Origin of the sequence: Pseudomonas sp. USTB-Z (assembly GCF_019691255.1) — a bacterium.
Taxonomy (GTDB): Bacteria; Pseudomonadota; Gammaproteobacteria; order Pseudomonadales; family Pseudomonadaceae; genus Aquipseudomonas; species Aquipseudomonas alloputida.
On sequence record NZ_JAECZP010000030.1, the window covers coordinates 35,249 to 51,169 of the forward strand.

Below are 15,921 nucleotides of genomic sequence, written 5' to 3' on the forward strand. Positions count from 1 at the left end.
GAGAGCCCCAGCCTTATGATCCGCCGCACCCTGCCCGCCGTATTCGCCTTGTTGTGCAGTTCGCCCTTGCTGGCCGGGCAGCAGACGCTGTTCAGCTTCGTGCGCCCGGCTTCGGTGGTTAATGTGGCGACGGTGGATGCCGGCATGCCGCAGTACAACGCGGAACAAACGGCCGAGGGCGAGGTGTTGCGGCGTGTGGTGTTCAACCCGGCCCAGCAGCCGACCCTGCGCCTGAGCCCGCAGAGTGGGGTGTGGGACTGGTCCGCTGGGCAGTTCCTGACCTTGCGCCTGCAAAGTGCCATGGACTGGGCATTGACCGTGGATGTCACCGTGCAAGGCAGTGATGGCCGCGCCTTGACCAGCCGTATCGACCTGCCCGCGGGTCCCGCGCAAACCGTGCTGGTGCCCCTCACGGCCAGTTCGCCGTTGGACCAGGGCATGCGCGCCGGCCCGCCGATGCCCTGGAACCATGGTGGTCAGCGCCTCCTTTTGACCAGCAGTGCCGGTGCAGTCGACCTCAAGCAGGTGACCTCGGTCAGCCTGAGCATCCCCAGCCCCAAGGTGGCGCAGAGCCTGCTGATCGAGCGTGTCGGTATCCAGGATGACGACCAGGCGTACAGGGCGGCCTACCACGAGCTGATTGATGCTTATGGCCAGTCGACTCGCGGTAACTGGCCCGAGAAGGTATCCAGTGACGAGCAGCTCAAGGCGGCCGATACCCGTGAACAGCAACAGCTCAAGGGCTGGTTGGCAGAGCGCGGCAAGCAGCAGCTGGACGCTTACGGTGGCCTGGTGGGCGGTCCGGCCTTTGCAGCCAAGGGCTTCTTTCGCACTGAAAAGCGTGATGGCCGCTGGTACCTGGTAACGCCGGATGGGCACCCGTTCTATTCCCTGGGGGTAAACGCCGTGGCGGCAGACGGCGGGCGTACGTATGTCGCCGGGCGCGAAGGCATGTTCAAGGCCTTGCCCGCTGAGGGCGATGCACTGGCCGCGTTCTATGGCGAAAGCAACAACGACGATGGCAATGCCTCGTCGCAAGGGCGCAATTTCAAGCAGGGGCGCTGGTTCGACTTCTACGCCGCCAACCTGCAGCGTACCTATGGCAAACCCTGCCCGCCCGCAGTGGAGGGCCAGCCAGCCGATTGCGCGCCGCCGGTGCTGGATGCCGACCGCTGGCAGGCGCATGCGCTTGACCGCCTTCAGGCCTGGGGGTTCAACACTGTTGGCAACTGGAGCGAGCCGGCGCTTGGCCAAGCCAGACGCATGCCGTATACCTTGCCGCTGTCGATCGTAGGCGACTACGCCAGCATCAGCACTGGCATGGACTGGTGGGGCCGCATGCCCGACCCGTTCGACCCGCGTTTTGCCATGGCCACCGAACGTGCCGTGGCCATCGCCGCGCGTGATCACCGTGACGACCCTTGGCTCATCGGTTACTTCGCAGATAACGAACTGGCCTGGGCAGCCCCTGGAAGCGACCCCAAGAGCCGCTATGGCCTGGCCTACGGCACCTTGCGTCTGACCACCGACGTGCCAGCCAAACGCGCATTCCTCAAGCAGTTGCGCGACAAGTATCGCAACCAGGAAGGGTTGTCCAAGGCCTGGGGCATCGAACTGACCGCTTGGGAACTCATGGAAGATCCTGGCTTCGAGGCGCCGTTGCCTGACCCGGAGCACCCGGAAATCGAACGTGACTACCAGCACTTCCAGCGGGTATTTGCCGAGACCTACTTCAAGACCATTTCCGATTCGTTGAAATGGCATGCGCCCAATCACATGCTCCTGGGTGGCCGCTATGCGGTCAGTACACCGGAGGCGGTCAAGGCCTGTGCCGAGTTCTGCGATGTTCTGAGCTTCAACTTCTATACCCTCAAGCCACAGGACGGCTACGACTTTGCCCGCCTGGCGGAGCTGGACAAGCCGGTGCTGGTGTCCGAGTTCCAGTTCGGCTCGCGTGATCGCGGGCCGTTCTGGCCGGGGCCATTGGAGCTGGCGCGGGAAGAGGATCGCGGCCCGGCCTATGCAAACTTCCTCAAGGCCGCCATGGCGCAGCCGATGATCGTTGGCGCGCACTGGTTCCAGTACCTCGACCAACCGGCCAGCGGTCGCCTGCTCGATGGTGAGAACGGCCACCTCGGGTTGGTGGCGATTACCGATATGCCCTATCCAGGGTTTGTCGATGCCGTGCGCAAAAGCAATCTGCAAACCATGAACCAACTGCGTGCCGAGCTGGAAAAACCGGCCCCCTGAGATCAGGCAGATGCAGTCAACCCAGGTGAGAGCGGCCTTGTGTCGCGACCACTTGGCCCAAGCCTGTTTGCAAAACACCCAACTACTGAAACAATGCACACCTTTTTGGATATGGTCGTACGGAGAGCAGCGGGTGCAGATCCAGGGTCACTATGAGCTGAAGTTCGAAGCTGTGCGCGAAGCTTTTGCCGCACTGTTCGATGATCCCCAGGAGCGTGGCGCCGCGCTGTGCATCCAGGTGGGTGGCGAAACCGTCGTTGACCTGTGGGCCGGCAGTGCCGACAAGGACGGCCAGCAGGCCTGGCACAGCGATACCATCGCCAACCTGTTCTCCTGCACCAAGACCTTTGCGGCCGTTACCGCCCTGCAGCTGGTCGGCGAGGGCAAGCTGGCCCTCGATGCCCCGGTGGCCAACTACTGGCCCGAGTTCGCCCAGGCGGGTAAGCAGTCGATCACCTTGCGTCAGCTACTCAGCCACCGTGCCGGCTTACCGGCCATACGCAAGCTGTTGCCGGCTGAAGCCTTGTATGACTGGCAGTTCATGGTCGATGCCCTGGCAGCCGAGACACCGTGGTGGACGCCAGGCACAGAACACGGCTATGCCGCCATCACCTATGGCTGGCTGATCGGCGAGCTGATTCGCCGTGCCGACGGCCGTGGCCCTGGCGACTCGATCGTGGCCCGCACCGCCCGCCCATTGGGGCTGGATTTCCATGTTGGCCTGGCCGACGAAGAGTTCCACCGCGTGGCGCATATCGCCCGTGGCAAGGGCAATGCTGGAGACAGTGCAGCGCAACGCTTGCTGCAGGTGACCATGCGCGAGCCTGAGGCACTGTCGACCCGTGCCTTTACCAATCCGCCCGCGATACTGACCAGCACCAACAAACCGGAATGGCGGCGCATGCAGCAGCCAGCGGCCAATGGCCATGGCAACGCACGCAGCCTGGCAGGGTTCTATGCCGGGCTGCTGGACGGCAGCCTGCTTGAATCCGAACTGCTCGATGAGCTGACCCGCGAGCATAGCCTTGGCCAGGACCGTACCTTGCTCACCCAGACCCGTTTCGGCCTGGGCTGCATGCTCGACCAGCCCGATGTGGCCAATGCCACCTTTGGTCTCGGCGCCCGCGCCTTTGGCCACCCCGGTGCCGGTGGTTCGGTCGGTTTTGCCGACCCGGAGTACGATGTGGCCTTCGGTTTTGTGGTCAATACCCTCGGCCCTTACGTGCTGATGGACCCACGCGCCCAGAAACTGGTACGCGTCCTTGCCAGTTGCCTTTGATCGGGTAATGCGGGTATTGCCACACCCCTTTGACTATCCTCAATGCCAACGCCTGAAGTTCGTAGGCAAAATATCTTTCTATTTCATGGTGTATCGCTGATGTCTTCACATAAAACCTTAGCACTCGCCCTGTGCCTGACCGCCGTTACCGGCTGCGCCAGCCACTCCCCGGACGGCTCCAAGGAAGGTGGCTCCAGCTGGTGGCCTTTCGGTTCGGACAAGGTTGCCGAGCAGGAAGTGAAGTCAGCCGTCACTGAAAACGTGGCCAAAGCCGATGCCAAATCCGAAAGCTCCAGCCGCTGGTGGTGGCCGTTTGGCGGTGACGACAAGCAAGCCAAGGGGCCGGTGGTGCCAAAGATCGATCAGAAGGCCACGCAGGCCTGGCTGGACGAATACGAGCCCAAGCTGCGCGAAGCGATCAAGGACAGCAAGCTGGAGCTGGAGCGTCGTGACAATGTGCTGGCGGTAACCCTGCCGGTGGACAGCTCGTACAATCCCGATCGCCCGAACATGTTGCTGCCCATGTCCCTGGGCCCGATCACCCGCGTCGCCAAGACTGTCGAAGGCGACCCCAAGACTGCCGTGCTGGTACTGGGCCATGCCGACAGCAGCGGTGCCGCCGTTGCCAACCAGAAGCTCAGCCTGGAGCGCGCCGCTTCGGTATCGGCCATCTTCCGCCTCAGCGGCCTGCAGCGTGACCGCCTGACCCTCAAGGGCATGGGTTCGGTGATGCCGCGCGCTGCCAACGACAGCGCCGAGGGGCGCGCCCTGAACCGCCGCGTGGAAATGTTGCTGACCCCGCAAAACACCATGGTCGCGCTGCTGGCCAAATACCAGCAGGCCGCCCCGGCACCCGTCCCGGCCTCGATGGTGGCGGTGCAGGATGCCAAGGCACCCGCCGCCAAGGCCGCTGGCAGCAAACCGGCCGTCAAGGCTGCGGCGAAGAAACCTGTAGCCAAGGCCAAAACGCCTGCAAAGACTGCAGCCAAGAAAAAAGCTGCGCCGGCCAAGCCTGCCGCCAAGAAAGCTGCCGTTGACAAGAAAGTAGCTGCCAACAGCCCTGCGAAGACCAACTGATCGTCAAGGAACCGCAGTAATGACCCAATCCCTGGCCGATATGCGCCGCGACTACACCCGTGATGGCCTGGCCGAAGCCCAGGCACCAGGGGAGCCGTTCGCCCTGTTCCACCAGTGGTTCGCCGATGCGGTGAAAACCGAGCAGGTACCGGTAGAAGCCAACGCCATGACCTTGGCCACGGTGGACGGCGAAGGTCGCCCGCATTGCCGTGTTTTGCTGTTGAAGGGGCTCGACGAGCAGGGTTTCACCTTCTTCACCAACTATGACAGCGCCAAGGGCCAGCAACTGCAAGCCAACCCCTTTGCGGCAATGACCTTCTTCTGGCCGGCCCTGGAGCGTCAGGTGCGCATTGAGGGCCGGGTGCAGAAGGTCACGGCGCAGGAGTCGGATGCCTACTACCAGGTACGCCCGCTGGGCAGTCGCCTAGGGGCTTGGGCTTCGCCACAGAGCCGCGTGATTGCCGGGCGTGAAGAGCTGGAGGGCCTGGTTAAGGCCACCGAAGCGCGTTTCTCCGACACCCAGCCGCACTGCCCTGAGCATTGGGGGGGATACCGTTTGTTGCCCGAGCGCATCGAGTTCTGGCAGGGGCGGGCAAGCCGCCTGCATGATCGTTTGAACTATCGGCTGGTGGACGGGCAGTGGCTGCGAGAGCGGCTGGCGCCCTGAGCGACTGGGGCCGCCAAGCGGCCCCAGCCATTGATCAAGCTACCCCGGATAACCTGCCGCCTCGCGCTCCAACCACCCCGCCAGTTGCTTACGCCCCACCTTCTCCTGGCGCGCCTGCGCCAACCTTTCCAGCATGAACGCGCGTTTTTCAGGATCGGCCCCTGCCAGCGACAACGCCAGGTCGCGGTCCATCCAGCGGCGCATGCGCACATACAACCACCAGTGGAAATACAGTCCCGTAACGGTGGTGACCACGACGATGAAGTAATCCATGGCTATTCTTGGTCTCACTTGAAAGGCCTTCGACACAGCCCGGCAGGCTGTACCCCGGCTGAATGAAAACAATTTTATTACGTTTGTACCGTGACAGCCGTCAATGTGCAGCGTCTAATGAGCACCTGACTTATGGAGACTTTACCCATGCGTAAATCCGCTTTGCTGGTGGCGACCTTTACCACCATGTCGCTGCTGCTGGGGGGCTGTGCCTCGAGCCTGACCGGTGACAGCTACTCTCGTGACGAAGCCCGCCGCGTGCAAACCGTGCGTATGGGTACCATCGAATCCCTGCGTCCGGTCAAGATCGAGGGTACCAAGACCCCGATTGGCGGCGGTGCCGGTGCCATTGTGGGTGGCGTAGCCGGCAGCGCCGTGGGCGGTGGCCGTGGCAGCATCGTGGCTGCCGTGATCGGTGCCGTGGCCGGTGGCTTGGCGGGTTCCGCAGCAGAAGAAGGCCTGACCCGTACCCAAGGTGTCGAAATTACCGTTCGTGAAGATGATGGCAGCATGCGCGCCTATGTGCAGGCCGTGCAGGAGAACGAAGTCTTCCGCGTTGGCGAGCGCGTGCGCATCATGACAGTTGACGGTACCAGCCGCGTTTCGCACTGACCGTTGCGCAGTAAAACAAAACCCCGACATGGCTGCTGCCAGTCGGGGTTTTTTCATGCTTCAGCCAAGTCAGGCAACGTTGGTTTTGCGGCTGGCCATTGCGGTGACGGCGTAGCCGATCACCGCGGCAAAGAACGAACCAGTAAGAATACCCATGCGGTCCATGCCAGCATACTCACTGCTACCCGGGGCGAAGGCGAGCGAGCCTACGAACAGGCTCATGGTGAAGCCAATGCCGCAGAGTATCGCCACCCCCAGAATTTGCCCCCAACCCGCACCCGCAGGCAGCGCGGCCAAGCGCAGCTTGACCGCGACCCAGGTCAGGCCGAAAACCCCCACGGTCTTGCCCAGCAACAGGCCGACCGTGATGCCCATCGGCACGGGGTGGGTGAAGCTGTCTACGGTCATGCCTGCCAGCGAAACGCCGGCATTGGCGAAGGCGAAAATGGGCAGGATGGCATAGGCCACCCAAGGGTGCAGGGCGTGTTCCAGCGCCAAAAGAGGCGACGATTCAGCATTGCGTGTACGCAGCGGGATGCACAGGGCCAGGGCGACACCGGCCAGAGTGGCGTGCACGCCACTTTTGAGCACGCAGACCCACAGGATCAGGCCAACGATCATGTAGGGCCCGAGCTTGACGACGCCAAGCCGGTTCATCGCCACCAGTACCAGCAGACAGGCAGCAGCCAGCAGCAGCGACACACTCGACAGGGTGCCGGAGTAGAACAGGGCGATGACAATGATTGCACCCAGGTCGTCGATGATCGCCAGGGTCATCAGGAACAACTTCAGTGACACCGGTACGCGCTTGCCGAGCAGGGCCAGGACGCCGAGGGCGAAGGCGATGTCGGTGGCGGTAGGGATCGCCCAGCCTGCTACGGCTGCAGGGTTGTCACGGTTGATGAACCAGTAGATCAGCGCTGGCACCACCATGCCGCCCACGGCTGCGGTGGCAGGCAGAATCACTTGTGAGGGTTTGGACAGGTGACCGTCGACCACCTCGCGTTTGACCTCCAGGCCGATGAGCAGGAAGAACAGGGCCATCAGGCCGTCGTTGATCCACAGTAGCAACGGCTTGGCGATGTTCAGCGCGCCGACCTGGACGGCGACGGGTACGTCGAGCAAGCCGCCGTACAGGTCGGACAGTGGCGAGTTGTTGATGATCAGGGCCAGAACGGCGGCGGCGATCAGCAGCAGGCCGCTGGCAGCTTCGAGCTGGAAGAAACGGGTAAACAGGCTACGCACGGGCTGTAGGCCCTCCATGAGCAGTTTACGAAGGGTACGGGCGTACACCCTAGCCTGTGACGATGTTCCTTAAAACAAAAAACATATTCGTTTTTGTTATATGTTGTTGCTGGCAGGCCTGGGGCAAGCCTAGATGGATTTGGGGAAGGATGGGGGAGGGGAAGTCTGGAATAGGTGCTGGAATAGTCTGGTGCCGGACCGGGCCCTTTCGCGGGTAAACCCGCTCCTACAGGGGGCCATTGTTCCGTGTAGGAGCGGGTTTACCCGTGAAGAGGCCCTGTCAGTCGATAAAGAGTCAGAGGCCGAGCATATCCCGCGCCACCGCCTCTGCGATGCGAATGCCATCCACACCGGCTGACAGGATCCCGCCCGCGTACCCGGCCCCTTCACCCGCCGGGAACAGCCCTTTGAGGTTCAGGCTCTGGTAATCCTCACCGCGGGTAATCCGCAGTGGCGACGAGGTACGCGTCTCGATCCCGGTCAACACCGCATCATGCAGGTTATAGCCCTTGATCTGCCGGTCGAACGCCGGCAGTGCCTCACGGATCGCCTCGATGGCGAAGTCCGGCAGGCTCGGCGCCAGGTCACCCAAGGTCACGCCCGGCTTGTAGGACGGCTCGACACTGCCCAGTGCGGTCGAGGGCCGGCCGGCGACAAAATCACCCACCAGCTGCGCCGGGGCCTGGTAGTTGCTGCCGCCCATTACATAGGCGTGCGCCTCCAGGCGCTCCTGCAGTTCGATACCGGCCAACGGGCCACCCGGGTAGTCGCGCTCGGGGTCGATGCCGACGACGATGCCGGAGTTGGCGTTGCGCTCGTTACGCGAATACTGGCTCATGCCGTTGGTGACGACTCGCCCAGGCTCGCTGGTGGCCGCGACCACGGTGCCACCCGGACACATGCAGAAGCTGTATACCGAGCGGCCATTCTTGGCGTGGTAAACCAGCTTGTAGTCGGCGGCACCCAGTTTCGGGTGGCCGGCGTACTTGCCCAGACGTGCCTTGTCTATCAGCGTTTGCGGGTGCTCGATACGGAAGCCCACCGAGAACGGCTTGGCTTCCATGTAGACACCTTTGGCGTGCAGCATGCGGAAGGTGTCGCGGGCGCTGTGGCCCAGCGCCAATACCACATGGCGAGAGTGCAACTGCTCGCCGCTTTCGAGCACTACACCGGTCAGTTGGCCATCTTCGATCAACAGGTCGGTGACCTTCTCCTGGAAGCGCACGTCGGCCCCCAGGGCGATCATGTCCTGGCGCATCTGTTCGACCATGCCGGTGAGGCGGAAGGTGCCGATGTGCGGCTTGTTGATGTACAGGATTTCGTCTGGCGCACCGGCCTTGACGAATTCTTCCAGCACTTTGCGGCCGTGGTGTTGCGGGTCCTTGATCTGGCTGTACAGCTTGCCGTCCGAGAAGGTACCGGCGCCGCCTTCACCGAACTGCACGTTGGACTCAGGGTTGAGCACGCTCTTGCGCCACAGGCCCCAGGTGTCCTTGGTGCGCTGGCGCACTTCCTTGCCGCGTTCGAGGATGATCGGCTTGAAGCCCATTTGTGCCAGCAACAGGCCGGCAAAGATGCCGCACGGGCCGAAACCGACCACGATCGGGCGCTCCTGCAGGCCTGCCGGGGCCTGGCCGACAAACTTGTAGGTGACGTCTGGGGCTGGGCCGATGTTGCGATCATCGGCGAACTTGCTGAGCAGCTCGGCTTCGTTGCTGGCTTCCAGGTCGATGGTGTAGATGAACAGCAGTTCGCTGTTCTTCTTGCGCGCATCGTAGCTGCGCTTGAACAGGTTGAAGCTGAGCAGTTGCTCGTCGCGGATGCCCAGGCGCTGGACGATGGCTTCGCGCAACGCTTCGTCGGGATGGTCCAGGGGCAGCTTCAGTTCGGTGATTCGTAGCATGGCAGGGTCCAGTATCCCGGCCATGGGCGGCCGGCGGCTTTACACAAACCGCCAAGTATAAGCTGTTAGACGCCCCGACTGGCAGGATAAAAGCGCCCGGCGATCAGTTGTCGCGCGCACCACCGTAGTAACCGCAGCCGCGCAGGGTCTGGCCGTCGATGCGCAGTTCGGCGCGCAGGTGGTGGATGGCGCCGGTGGCGCTGTCGACGCAGCGTTGCGGGGCGACCCACAGTTCCACGTGCTGGCCGTTGGCTTCGCTGGTCAGGGTCAGGCCGCCGCCGGGCACTTCTTCTTCGAGAAATGGCAGTGGCAGCGGGTCTTTGCCGATGCGGTTGAGCACCATGCCCTTGCCGCTGGCCTTGATGTCCCAGTCCGGTTCATGGCCATTGGCGCGCAGGGTCAGCTGCTTGAAGTTGGGGTCGTCGCAAGCGCGGGTGGAGGGTTCCAGGCGGTACAGGCGGCTGACTTCCAGCTGGCCGTCGTTGTCGGCCTGCTTGGCGCCCGTGAGGCGACCGCGCACGTCGGCGAACAACTTGGCATTGGCGTCCTTGGCCAGGTTGGCGGACTCCTGCAGGATGCCGGTGCCGGCGACGTCGTTGATCACGAAGCGGCGTGCTTCGCTGCAGGGCTTGAACAACAGGCGGCCGCCGTTGGCGCTCAGTTCGCCCTGCATGCGTGTGGTGCCGATGTTCGGGTCAAGGGGCTGCTCGGCCAGTAGCTGGCAACCAGCGAACAGCGGCAGCAGGGCACTGAGCAGCAGGGTAGGGGTGAGGCGCATGGGGCGGGCTCCGGGGAATCTTTGCCAAAGAGCTGGCCACGATACACGTCCTGCGGGCAGAAAAAAGGGCCCGAAGGCCCTTTTTCATTCAACCCCCCAGGTAGGCATCGCGCACCTTCGGGTCGGTCAGCAGTGCCTCACCGGTGCCCTGCATCACCACCCGACCGTTCTCCAGCACATACGCCCGGTCAGCGATCTTCAGCGCCTGGTTGGCGTTCTGCTCCACCAGGAACACCGTCACGCCATCGCGGCGCAGCTGTTCGATGATGTCGAAGATCTGCTGGATGATGATCGGCGCCAGGCCCAGCGAAGGCTCGTCGAGCAGCAGCAGCTTGGGCTTGCTCATCAGCGCCCGGCCGATGGCCAGCATCTGCTGCTCGCCACCGGACATGGTGCCGCCGCGCTGGATGTAACGCTCTTTCAGGCGCGGGAACAGTTGCAGGACCTTGTCCAGTTGCTCCTGATAGTCGCCCTTGTCGGTGAAGAAACCGCCCATGGCCAGGTTTTCCTCGACCGTCAGGCGCGCGAACACGCGACGGCCTTCCGGCACTACCGCGATGCTTTTGCGCATGATGTGCGAGGAGGGCTGGCCGACCAGCTCTTCACCCAGGTACTTGATGCTGCCGCTGTGCGCCTGCGGCGAGCCGCACAGGGTCATCAGCAAGGTCGACTTGCCGGCACCGTTGGCGCCGATCAGGGTGACGATCTCGCCCTGGTTGATCTCCACGTTGACGCTGTGCAGCGCCTGGATCTTGCCGTAGAAAGTGGAAACGTTTTCGAACTTCAGCATTTACGCTTCCCCCAGGTAGGCTTTGATCACGTCAGGGTTGTCGCGGATCTCCTCCGGCGTGCCATGGGCCAGGGGGGTACCCTGGTTGATCACCACGATATGGTCGGAAATGCTCATCACCAGCTTCATGTCGTGCTCGATCAGCAGCACGGTGACGTTGTGCGACTCACGCAGGTAGGCGATCAGAGCCTTGAGGTCTTCGGTTTCCTTCGGGTTCAGGCCGGCTGCCGGTTCATCGAGCATGATGATGCGTGGCTGGGTCATCATGCAGCGGGCGATTTCGAGGCGGCGTTGCTGCCCGTAGGCGAGGGTGCCGGCCGTACGGTTGGCGAACTCGGTCAGGTTGACCTTCTCCAGCCAGTACTGCGCGCGTTCCATGGCCTCCTTCTCGCTGCGGCGGAAGCTCGGTGTCTTGAACAGGCCGGCGAAGAAGTTGGTGTTGAGGTGGCGGTGCTGGGCGATCAGCAGGTTTTCCAGTGCGGTCATTTCCTTGAACAGCCGCACGTTCTGGAAGGTCCGCACCACGCCCTTGCGGGCGATCTGGTGGCCGGCCAGGCCCTGAATCGGCTGGCCATCGAGCAGGATGGTACCGCCGCTGGGCTTGTAGAAGCCGGTCAGGCAGTTGAACACGGTGGTCTTGCCGGCGCCGTTCGGGCCGATCAACGCCACCACCTGTTTTTCCTTGACGGTCAGGGCCACGCCGTTGACCGCCAACAAGCCGCCGAAGCGCATGCTCAGGCCGCTGACTTGCAGAATTTCGCGGCTCATCGACGCAGCTCCATGTGTGGACGTTGCATAGGCAGCAGGCCTTGCGGACGCCAGATCATCATCAACACCATCAGCGCACCGAACATCAGCATGCGGTATTCGCTGAACTCACGCATCAGCTCAGGCAGCAGGATCATCACGATGGCCGCGAGAATCACGCCCAGTTGTGAACCCATGCCACCCAGCACGACGATGGCGAGGATGATCGCCGACTCGATGAAGGTGAACGACTCCGGCGTCACCAGGCCTTGGCGCGCGGCGAAGAAGCTGCCGGCGAAACCGGCGAAGCAGGCACCCAGGGTGAATGCCGAGAGCTTGATCACGGTCGGGTTCAGGCCCAGTGCACGGCAGGCGATCTCGTCTTCACGCAGGGCTTCCCAGGCGCGGCCGATCGGCATGCGCAGCAGGCGGTTGATCACGAACAACGCCAGCAGGGCCAGCAGCAGGGCCACCAGGTACAGGAAGATGACCTTGTTGATCGAGTTGTATTGCAGCCCGAAGAACTCGTGGAAGGTCTGCATGCCCTCGGCCGCACGGCGTTCGAAGGTCAGGCCGAAGAACTCCGGCTTGGGGATGTTGCTGATGCCGTTAGGGCCGCCGGTCCAATCGGTGAGGTTACGCAGGAACAGGCGGATGATCTCACCGAAACCGAGGGTCACGATCGCCAGGTAGTCACCACGCAGGCGCAGCACCGGGAAGCCGAGCAGGAAGCCGAAGGTGGCAGCCATCAGGCCGGCAATCGGCAGGCACACCCAGAAGCTCCAGCCCAGGTAATGCGAGAGCATGGCGTAGCTGTAGGCACCGACGGCATAGAAGCCTACGTAGCCGAGGTCGAGCAGGCCCGCCAGGCCGACCACGATGTTCAGGCCCAGGCCCAGCAACACGTAGATCAGGATCAGCGTGGCGATGTCGACCGCACCGCGAGAGCCGAAAAACGGCCATACCAGTGCCATTACGATCAACCCGATGATGACGTAGCGCTGGGTCTTGGGCAGGGTGAGGTAGTTGCTGACTGCCGGGGGGATCAGCTTGCGATCCGATCGGCGGCCCATCACCGAACTCCACTGCTTGTCGAACAGCACGCGCAGGAACATCAGCACCGAACACACGGCGATGATGCTGATGGTGAACGAGCCCTGACTGTGCACGACCAGGCTGATCCCGTCGATGCTCAGTTTCAGGCCCAGTACCGGGAAGGCCACGGCCCAGACCAGCAAGGCGCTGAAGAACGCCTGTTTGAGATTTCTGTTCATACTTTTTCAACCTCCGGGCGGCCCAGGATGCCGGTCGGCCGGAATAGCAGGACAAGAACCAACAAGCCGAATGCCACCACGTCCTTGTACTGGTCGCCGAAGATATCGGCACCGAACGCTTCGGCCACGCCCAGCACCAGCCCGCCGAGCATGGCGCCCGGGATGCTGCCGATGCCACCCAGTACCGCCGCGGTGAAAGCCTTCAGGCCCACCAGGAAACCGGCGTTGGGGTTGATCACCCCGTACTGCATGCTCAGCAGCACGGCCGCCACGGCAGCCAGGGCGGCACCGATGACGAAGGTGAGGGCGATGATGTTGTTGGTGTTGATGCCCAGCAGGTTGGCCATCTTGATGTCCTCGGCACAGGCGCGGCAGGCGCGGCCCAGGCGGGAACGAGAGATGAACAGGGTGAGCAGTGTCATGGCCACCAGGGTGACAACGAACACCAGGACTTGCATGTAGCTGATCAGTACTTCTTCAGCACCGCCTGGTCCGAAGGAGAAGCTCCCGGGGATCAGGTTGGGGATGGACTTGTCCTTGGAGTCCTGCGAAAGCAAGACCGTGTTCTGCAGGAAAATCGACATGCCGATGGCGGAAATCAGCGGGATCAGACGGTTGCTGTTGCGCAGGGGGCGGTAGGCAACCCGTTCGATGCTGTAGCCATAGGCACTGGTGACGAAGATCGTCGCTACGAAGGCGACGGTCATCAGGATCGGCAGCGAATGGATACCCATCATGGCCAGGCCCGCCAGGGCAATGAAGGCCACGTAGGAACCGATCATGTACACCTCGCCGTGGGCGAAGTTGATCATGCCAATGATGCCGTACACCATCGTGTAGCCGATGGCGATCAAGGCATAGGTGCTGCCGATGGTCAATCCATTAACCAGTTGTTGGAAGAAATGGTAGATCTCAGGCATTACAGCGCTCCTAAAAACCTGATTTGCATTTCACTGGCAGGGGTACGGCCAGGAAACCGCGGGTGACGGTTTTAAGATTTTCAGGTGAGCCTGCCCCCGGATCGCGGGGATCGGGCCCATGAACCTCATAAAACGAAGCCCACTGCTCGCACAGTGGGCTCGTAGGTCAGCTATTAGTCACGCAGTTACTGAGGGGAGACTTCGGTCTTCGGCTTGCCGAAGTGCCATTCGTAGACCACGAACTTGAAGTCTTTCAGGTCGCCTTTGTCGTCGAACGACAGGTCGCCGGTCGGGGTCTTGAAGGTGCCTTTGTGGATGGCCTCGGCCACCTTGTCGGTATCATCGGAACCGGCTTTCTTGATGCCTTGAGCGATCAGCTCGACAGCCGAGTAGGCAGGGAATACGAACGGGCCACTTGGGTCCTTGCCGTCAGCCTTGATGGCGTCGACGATCTTCTTGTTCGCCGGGTCTGCGTCGAACGATTTCGGCAGGGTGACCAGCAGGCCTTCGGAAGCGTTCTGGGCGATCTGCGAAATGGAGTCGTTACCCACGCCTTCCGGACCCATGAACTTGGCTTTCAGGCCTTTTTCCTGAGCCTGGCGCAGGATCAGGCCCAGCTCTGGGTGGTAGCCGCCGTAGTAGACGAAGTCGACATTGTTCTGCTTGAGCTTCTGGATGATCGAGGAGAAGTCCTTGTCACCGGCATTCAGGCCTTCAAAGACGGCAACCTTGGTGCCTTTCTTCTCAAGGGTTTGCTTGACGGCGGTGGCGATGCCTTCACCGTACTGCTGCTTGTCGTGCAGGACGGCAACGACCTTCGGTTTGACGTGGTCGGCGATGTAGTTGCCGGCGGCCGGGCCCTGTGCGCTGTCCAGGCCGATGGTGCGGAAGATCAGCTTGTAGCCACGGGCGGTGATTTCCGGCGAAGTGGCGGCCGGGGTGATCATGATCACGCCTTCGTCTTCGTAGATGTCGGACGCAGGCTGGGTGGAGCTGGAGCACAGGTGGCCGACCACGAACTTGACGCCGTCGTTGACCACTTTGTTGGCGACTGCCACGGCCTGTTTAGGGTCGCAGGCGTCGTCGTATTCCTTGGCTTCGAGCATCTTGCCATCCACGCCGCCCGCGGCGTTGATATCCTTGATGGCTTGCTTGGCGCCGATGAACTGCATGTCGCCGTACTGGGTCACAGGACCCGTCTTGGGACCGGCGATGCCGATCTTGATGGTATCGGCGGCAAACGAATGGCTGGCTACCCCGGCCAGTACCATTGCGGCGAACAGCTTGGAAATCTTGATCATAGTGCTCCACTCATTCTGTTGTAATTCTTATAGTCCTGGCGGCCAGGGCTACAGACCGGGCGGGATTTGCGGCGTGGCCATGCCAACGCGCTAGCCCACCTTCCCCCGGAACATGTCCCGGAACTGTACCGGTACAGTGTAGAGCGCTGTTCGAGCGCTTGAAAAGCGGTCGAAAAGTGCGTCTTTCCTGCGTTGTCGCTTGATCGACAGAAAGATACAGAAAGGCGCCATCAAACTGCCTGCATCTGCGACCCCGTCCCACAACTTCGGGGCCAATCGACCAAATTACATATTTGAAACCGGGTTTTTCTGCAAAAATGCCGGCCTTTTTTATTGACCGATTTTTTGCGGATACCACCCATGACTGATCAAACAAGCACCCTCTATGCCAAATTGCTTGGCGAGACGGCAATCATCGAGTGGAAAGCGCTGGAGCGTTTTTGGGCCAAGGGTGACCTGATTTGGGTCGACCCTAGCCTTGACCTGATCGCCGTTGCTGAGGCGATGGCCGAGAATCGCAGCGAGATCTTCGCCAAGTGGCGTAGTGATGGCACTGTTGGGCCGGTATCGGCCGAGCAGGCATTGGACCTGCAAAGCCGCGGCCCAGAGATCTGGGCGGTGGTGGTTTCGCCGTTCATCGTGATACAGGTGAAGGGCCAGGAAGAAGCGTGATCTTTTTTGGTGCGCAAAAATACGCATCAGCTCCGTTTTGGTGCTTGAAAGCGATCAAGGCGGGTAGAGGGAAGTAACAATTCGGCGTGGCGGTAACAGTTTACGGGATGCGTAATGTGGCCGTCGTTCTGCC

The 15,921-nt window shown here is 62.0% G+C and carries 15 protein-coding genes; 6 read left to right on the forward strand and 9 right to left on the reverse strand.

Going from position 1 to position 15,921, the window contains the following annotated elements; all coding sequences use genetic code 11:
* Positions 1-15: 15 nt before the first annotated feature.
* From I8746_RS24880 to pdxH, 4 genes are all read left to right on the forward strand, one after another.
* Positions 16-2,250 carry a beta-galactosidase gene (locus tag I8746_RS24880; protein ID WP_221101141.1) on the forward strand — a complete coding sequence of 745 codons (2,235 nt, stop codon included), beginning with the start codon at positions 16-18 and terminating at the stop codon, positions 2,248-2,250.
* A gap of 133 nt (positions 2,251-2,383) precedes the next feature.
* Entirely contained in the window at positions 2,384-3,529 is a 1,146-nt protein-coding gene (locus tag I8746_RS24885; protein WP_004576208.1) for an EstA family serine hydrolase, read from the forward strand.
* Positions 3,530-3,628: 99 nt separating this feature from the next.
* The gene (locus I8746_RS24890; RefSeq protein ID WP_003254886.1) at positions 3,629-4,606 is read left to right on the forward strand and encodes an OmpA family protein; all 978 of its coding nucleotides are present in this window, start codon (positions 3,629-3,631) and stop codon (positions 4,604-4,606) included.
* A 19-nt stretch (positions 4,607-4,625) separates the two neighbouring features.
* Positions 4,626-5,273, forward strand: a complete 648-nt coding sequence (gene pdxH, locus I8746_RS24895; protein ID WP_003254885.1) for a pyridoxamine 5'-phosphate oxidase — start codon at positions 4,626-4,628, stop codon at positions 5,271-5,273.
* A 39-nt stretch (positions 5,274-5,312) separates the two neighbouring features.
* Here pdxH and I8746_RS24900 read toward each other — a convergent pair whose 3' ends face one another.
* Positions 5,313-5,546, reverse strand: a complete 234-nt coding sequence (locus I8746_RS24900; protein ID WP_003254884.1) for a hypothetical protein — start codon at positions 5,544-5,546, stop codon at positions 5,313-5,315.
* A 147-nt stretch (positions 5,547-5,693) separates the two neighbouring features.
* On the opposite strand from I8746_RS24900, the gene I8746_RS24905 reads away from it, so the two are divergent.
* Positions 5,694-6,158 carry a glycine zipper 2TM domain-containing protein gene (locus I8746_RS24905; protein ID WP_003254883.1) on the forward strand — a complete coding sequence of 155 codons (465 nt, stop codon included), beginning with the start codon at positions 5,694-5,696 and terminating at the stop codon, positions 6,156-6,158.
* 69 nt (positions 6,159-6,227) lie between these two features.
* Here the strand turns inward: I8746_RS24905 and nhaA are convergent, their stop codons facing one another.
* The 8 genes from nhaA to I8746_RS24945 all read right to left on the reverse strand — a co-directional run bounded on the left by nhaA (position 6,228) and on the right by I8746_RS24945 (position 15,116).
* Positions 6,228-7,421, reverse strand: coding sequence for a Na+/H+ antiporter NhaA (gene nhaA, locus I8746_RS24910; protein ID WP_192907537.1), 1,194 nt, complete (start codon positions 7,419-7,421; stop codon positions 6,228-6,230).
* A 277-nt stretch (positions 7,422-7,698) separates the two neighbouring features.
* Positions 7,699-9,306 (reverse strand): NAD(P)/FAD-dependent oxidoreductase, encoded by a 1,608-nt coding sequence (locus I8746_RS24915; RefSeq protein WP_003254881.1) that lies wholly within the window; start codon positions 9,304-9,306, stop codon positions 7,699-7,701.
* Positions 9,307-9,409: 103 nt separating this feature from the next.
* Complete coding sequence (locus I8746_RS24920) at positions 9,410-10,084, reverse strand: COG3650 family protein (RefSeq protein ID WP_221101142.1); 675 nt, start codon at positions 10,082-10,084, stop codon at positions 9,410-9,412.
* An 88-nt stretch (positions 10,085-10,172) separates the two neighbouring features.
* Positions 10,173-10,874 (reverse strand): ABC transporter ATP-binding protein, encoded by a 702-nt coding sequence (locus tag I8746_RS24925; protein ID WP_003254879.1) that lies wholly within the window; start codon positions 10,872-10,874, stop codon positions 10,173-10,175.
* Positions 10,875-11,642 (reverse strand): high-affinity branched-chain amino acid ABC transporter ATP-binding protein LivG, encoded by a 768-nt coding sequence (livG, locus tag I8746_RS24930; RefSeq protein WP_003254878.1) that lies wholly within the window; start codon positions 11,640-11,642, stop codon positions 10,875-10,877.
* A complete protein-coding gene (locus I8746_RS24935; protein WP_003254877.1) occupies positions 11,639-12,895 on the reverse strand; it encodes a high-affinity branched-chain amino acid ABC transporter permease LivM in 1,257 nt (418 codons plus the stop codon). The genes livG and I8746_RS24935 overlap by 4 nt, the downstream gene beginning before the upstream one ends.
* Positions 12,892-13,815 carry a high-affinity branched-chain amino acid ABC transporter permease LivH gene (gene livH, locus I8746_RS24940; protein ID WP_003254876.1) on the reverse strand — a complete coding sequence of 308 codons (924 nt, stop codon included), beginning with the start codon at positions 13,813-13,815 and terminating at the stop codon, positions 12,892-12,894. The genes I8746_RS24935 and livH overlap by 4 nt, the downstream gene beginning before the upstream one ends.
* Before the next feature lie 185 nt (positions 13,816-14,000).
* The gene (locus I8746_RS24945; RefSeq protein WP_221101143.1) at positions 14,001-15,116 is read right to left on the reverse strand and encodes a branched-chain amino acid ABC transporter substrate-binding protein; all 1,116 of its coding nucleotides are present in this window, start codon (positions 15,114-15,116) and stop codon (positions 14,001-14,003) included.
* Positions 15,117-15,476: 360 nt separating this feature from the next.
* On the opposite strand from I8746_RS24945, the gene I8746_RS24950 reads away from it, so the two are divergent.
* Positions 15,477-15,788, forward strand: a complete 312-nt coding sequence (locus I8746_RS24950) for a DUF2288 domain-containing protein (RefSeq protein ID WP_221101144.1) — start codon at positions 15,477-15,479, stop codon at positions 15,786-15,788.
* Positions 15,789-15,921: the final 133 nt, after the last annotated feature.

What these genes read in the sequence shown, in the direction of transcription:
- I8746_RS24880 (WP_221101141.1), top strand. Translation starts at nt 16, where the DNA reads ATGATCCGCCGCACCCTGCCCGCCGTATTCGCCTTGTTGTGCAGTTCG.
- I8746_RS24890 (WP_003254886.1), top strand. Translation starts at nt 3,629, where the DNA reads ATGTCTTCACATAAAACCTTAGCACTCGCCCTGTGCCTGACCGCCGTT.
- pdxH (WP_003254885.1), top strand. Translation starts at nt 4,626, where the DNA reads ATGACCCAATCCCTGGCCGATATGCGCCGCGACTACACCCGTGATGGC.
- I8746_RS24900 (WP_003254884.1), bottom strand. Translation starts at nt 5,546, where the DNA reads ATGGATTACTTCATCGTCGTGGTCACCACCGTTACGGGACTGTATTTC.
- I8746_RS24905 (WP_003254883.1), top strand. Translation starts at nt 5,694, where the DNA reads ATGCGTAAATCCGCTTTGCTGGTGGCGACCTTTACCACCATGTCGCTG.
- nhaA (WP_192907537.1), bottom strand. Translation starts at nt 7,421, where the DNA reads ATGGAGGGCCTACAGCCCGTGCGTAGCCTGTTTACCCGTTTCTTCCAG.
- I8746_RS24915 (WP_003254881.1), bottom strand. Translation starts at nt 9,306, where the DNA reads ATGCTACGAATCACCGAACTGAAGCTGCCCCTGGACCATCCCGACGAA.
- I8746_RS24920 (WP_221101142.1), bottom strand. Translation starts at nt 10,084, where the DNA reads ATGCGCCTCACCCCTACCCTGCTGCTCAGTGCCCTGCTGCCGCTGTTC.
- I8746_RS24925 (WP_003254879.1), bottom strand. Translation starts at nt 10,874, where the DNA reads ATGCTGAAGTTCGAAAACGTTTCCACTTTCTACGGCAAGATCCAGGCG.
- livG (WP_003254878.1), bottom strand. Translation starts at nt 11,642, where the DNA reads ATGAGCCGCGAAATTCTGCAAGTCAGCGGCCTGAGCATGCGCTTCGGC.
- I8746_RS24935 (WP_003254877.1), bottom strand. Translation starts at nt 12,895, where the DNA reads ATGAACAGAAATCTCAAACAGGCGTTCTTCAGCGCCTTGCTGGTCTGG.
- livH (WP_003254876.1), bottom strand. Translation starts at nt 13,815, where the DNA reads ATGCCTGAGATCTACCATTTCTTCCAACAACTGGTTAATGGATTGACC.
- I8746_RS24945 (WP_221101143.1), bottom strand. Translation starts at nt 15,116, where the DNA reads ATGATCAAGATTTCCAAGCTGTTCGCCGCAATGGTACTGGCCGGGGTA.
- I8746_RS24950 (WP_221101144.1), top strand. Translation starts at nt 15,477, where the DNA reads ATGACTGATCAAACAAGCACCCTCTATGCCAAATTGCTTGGCGAGACG.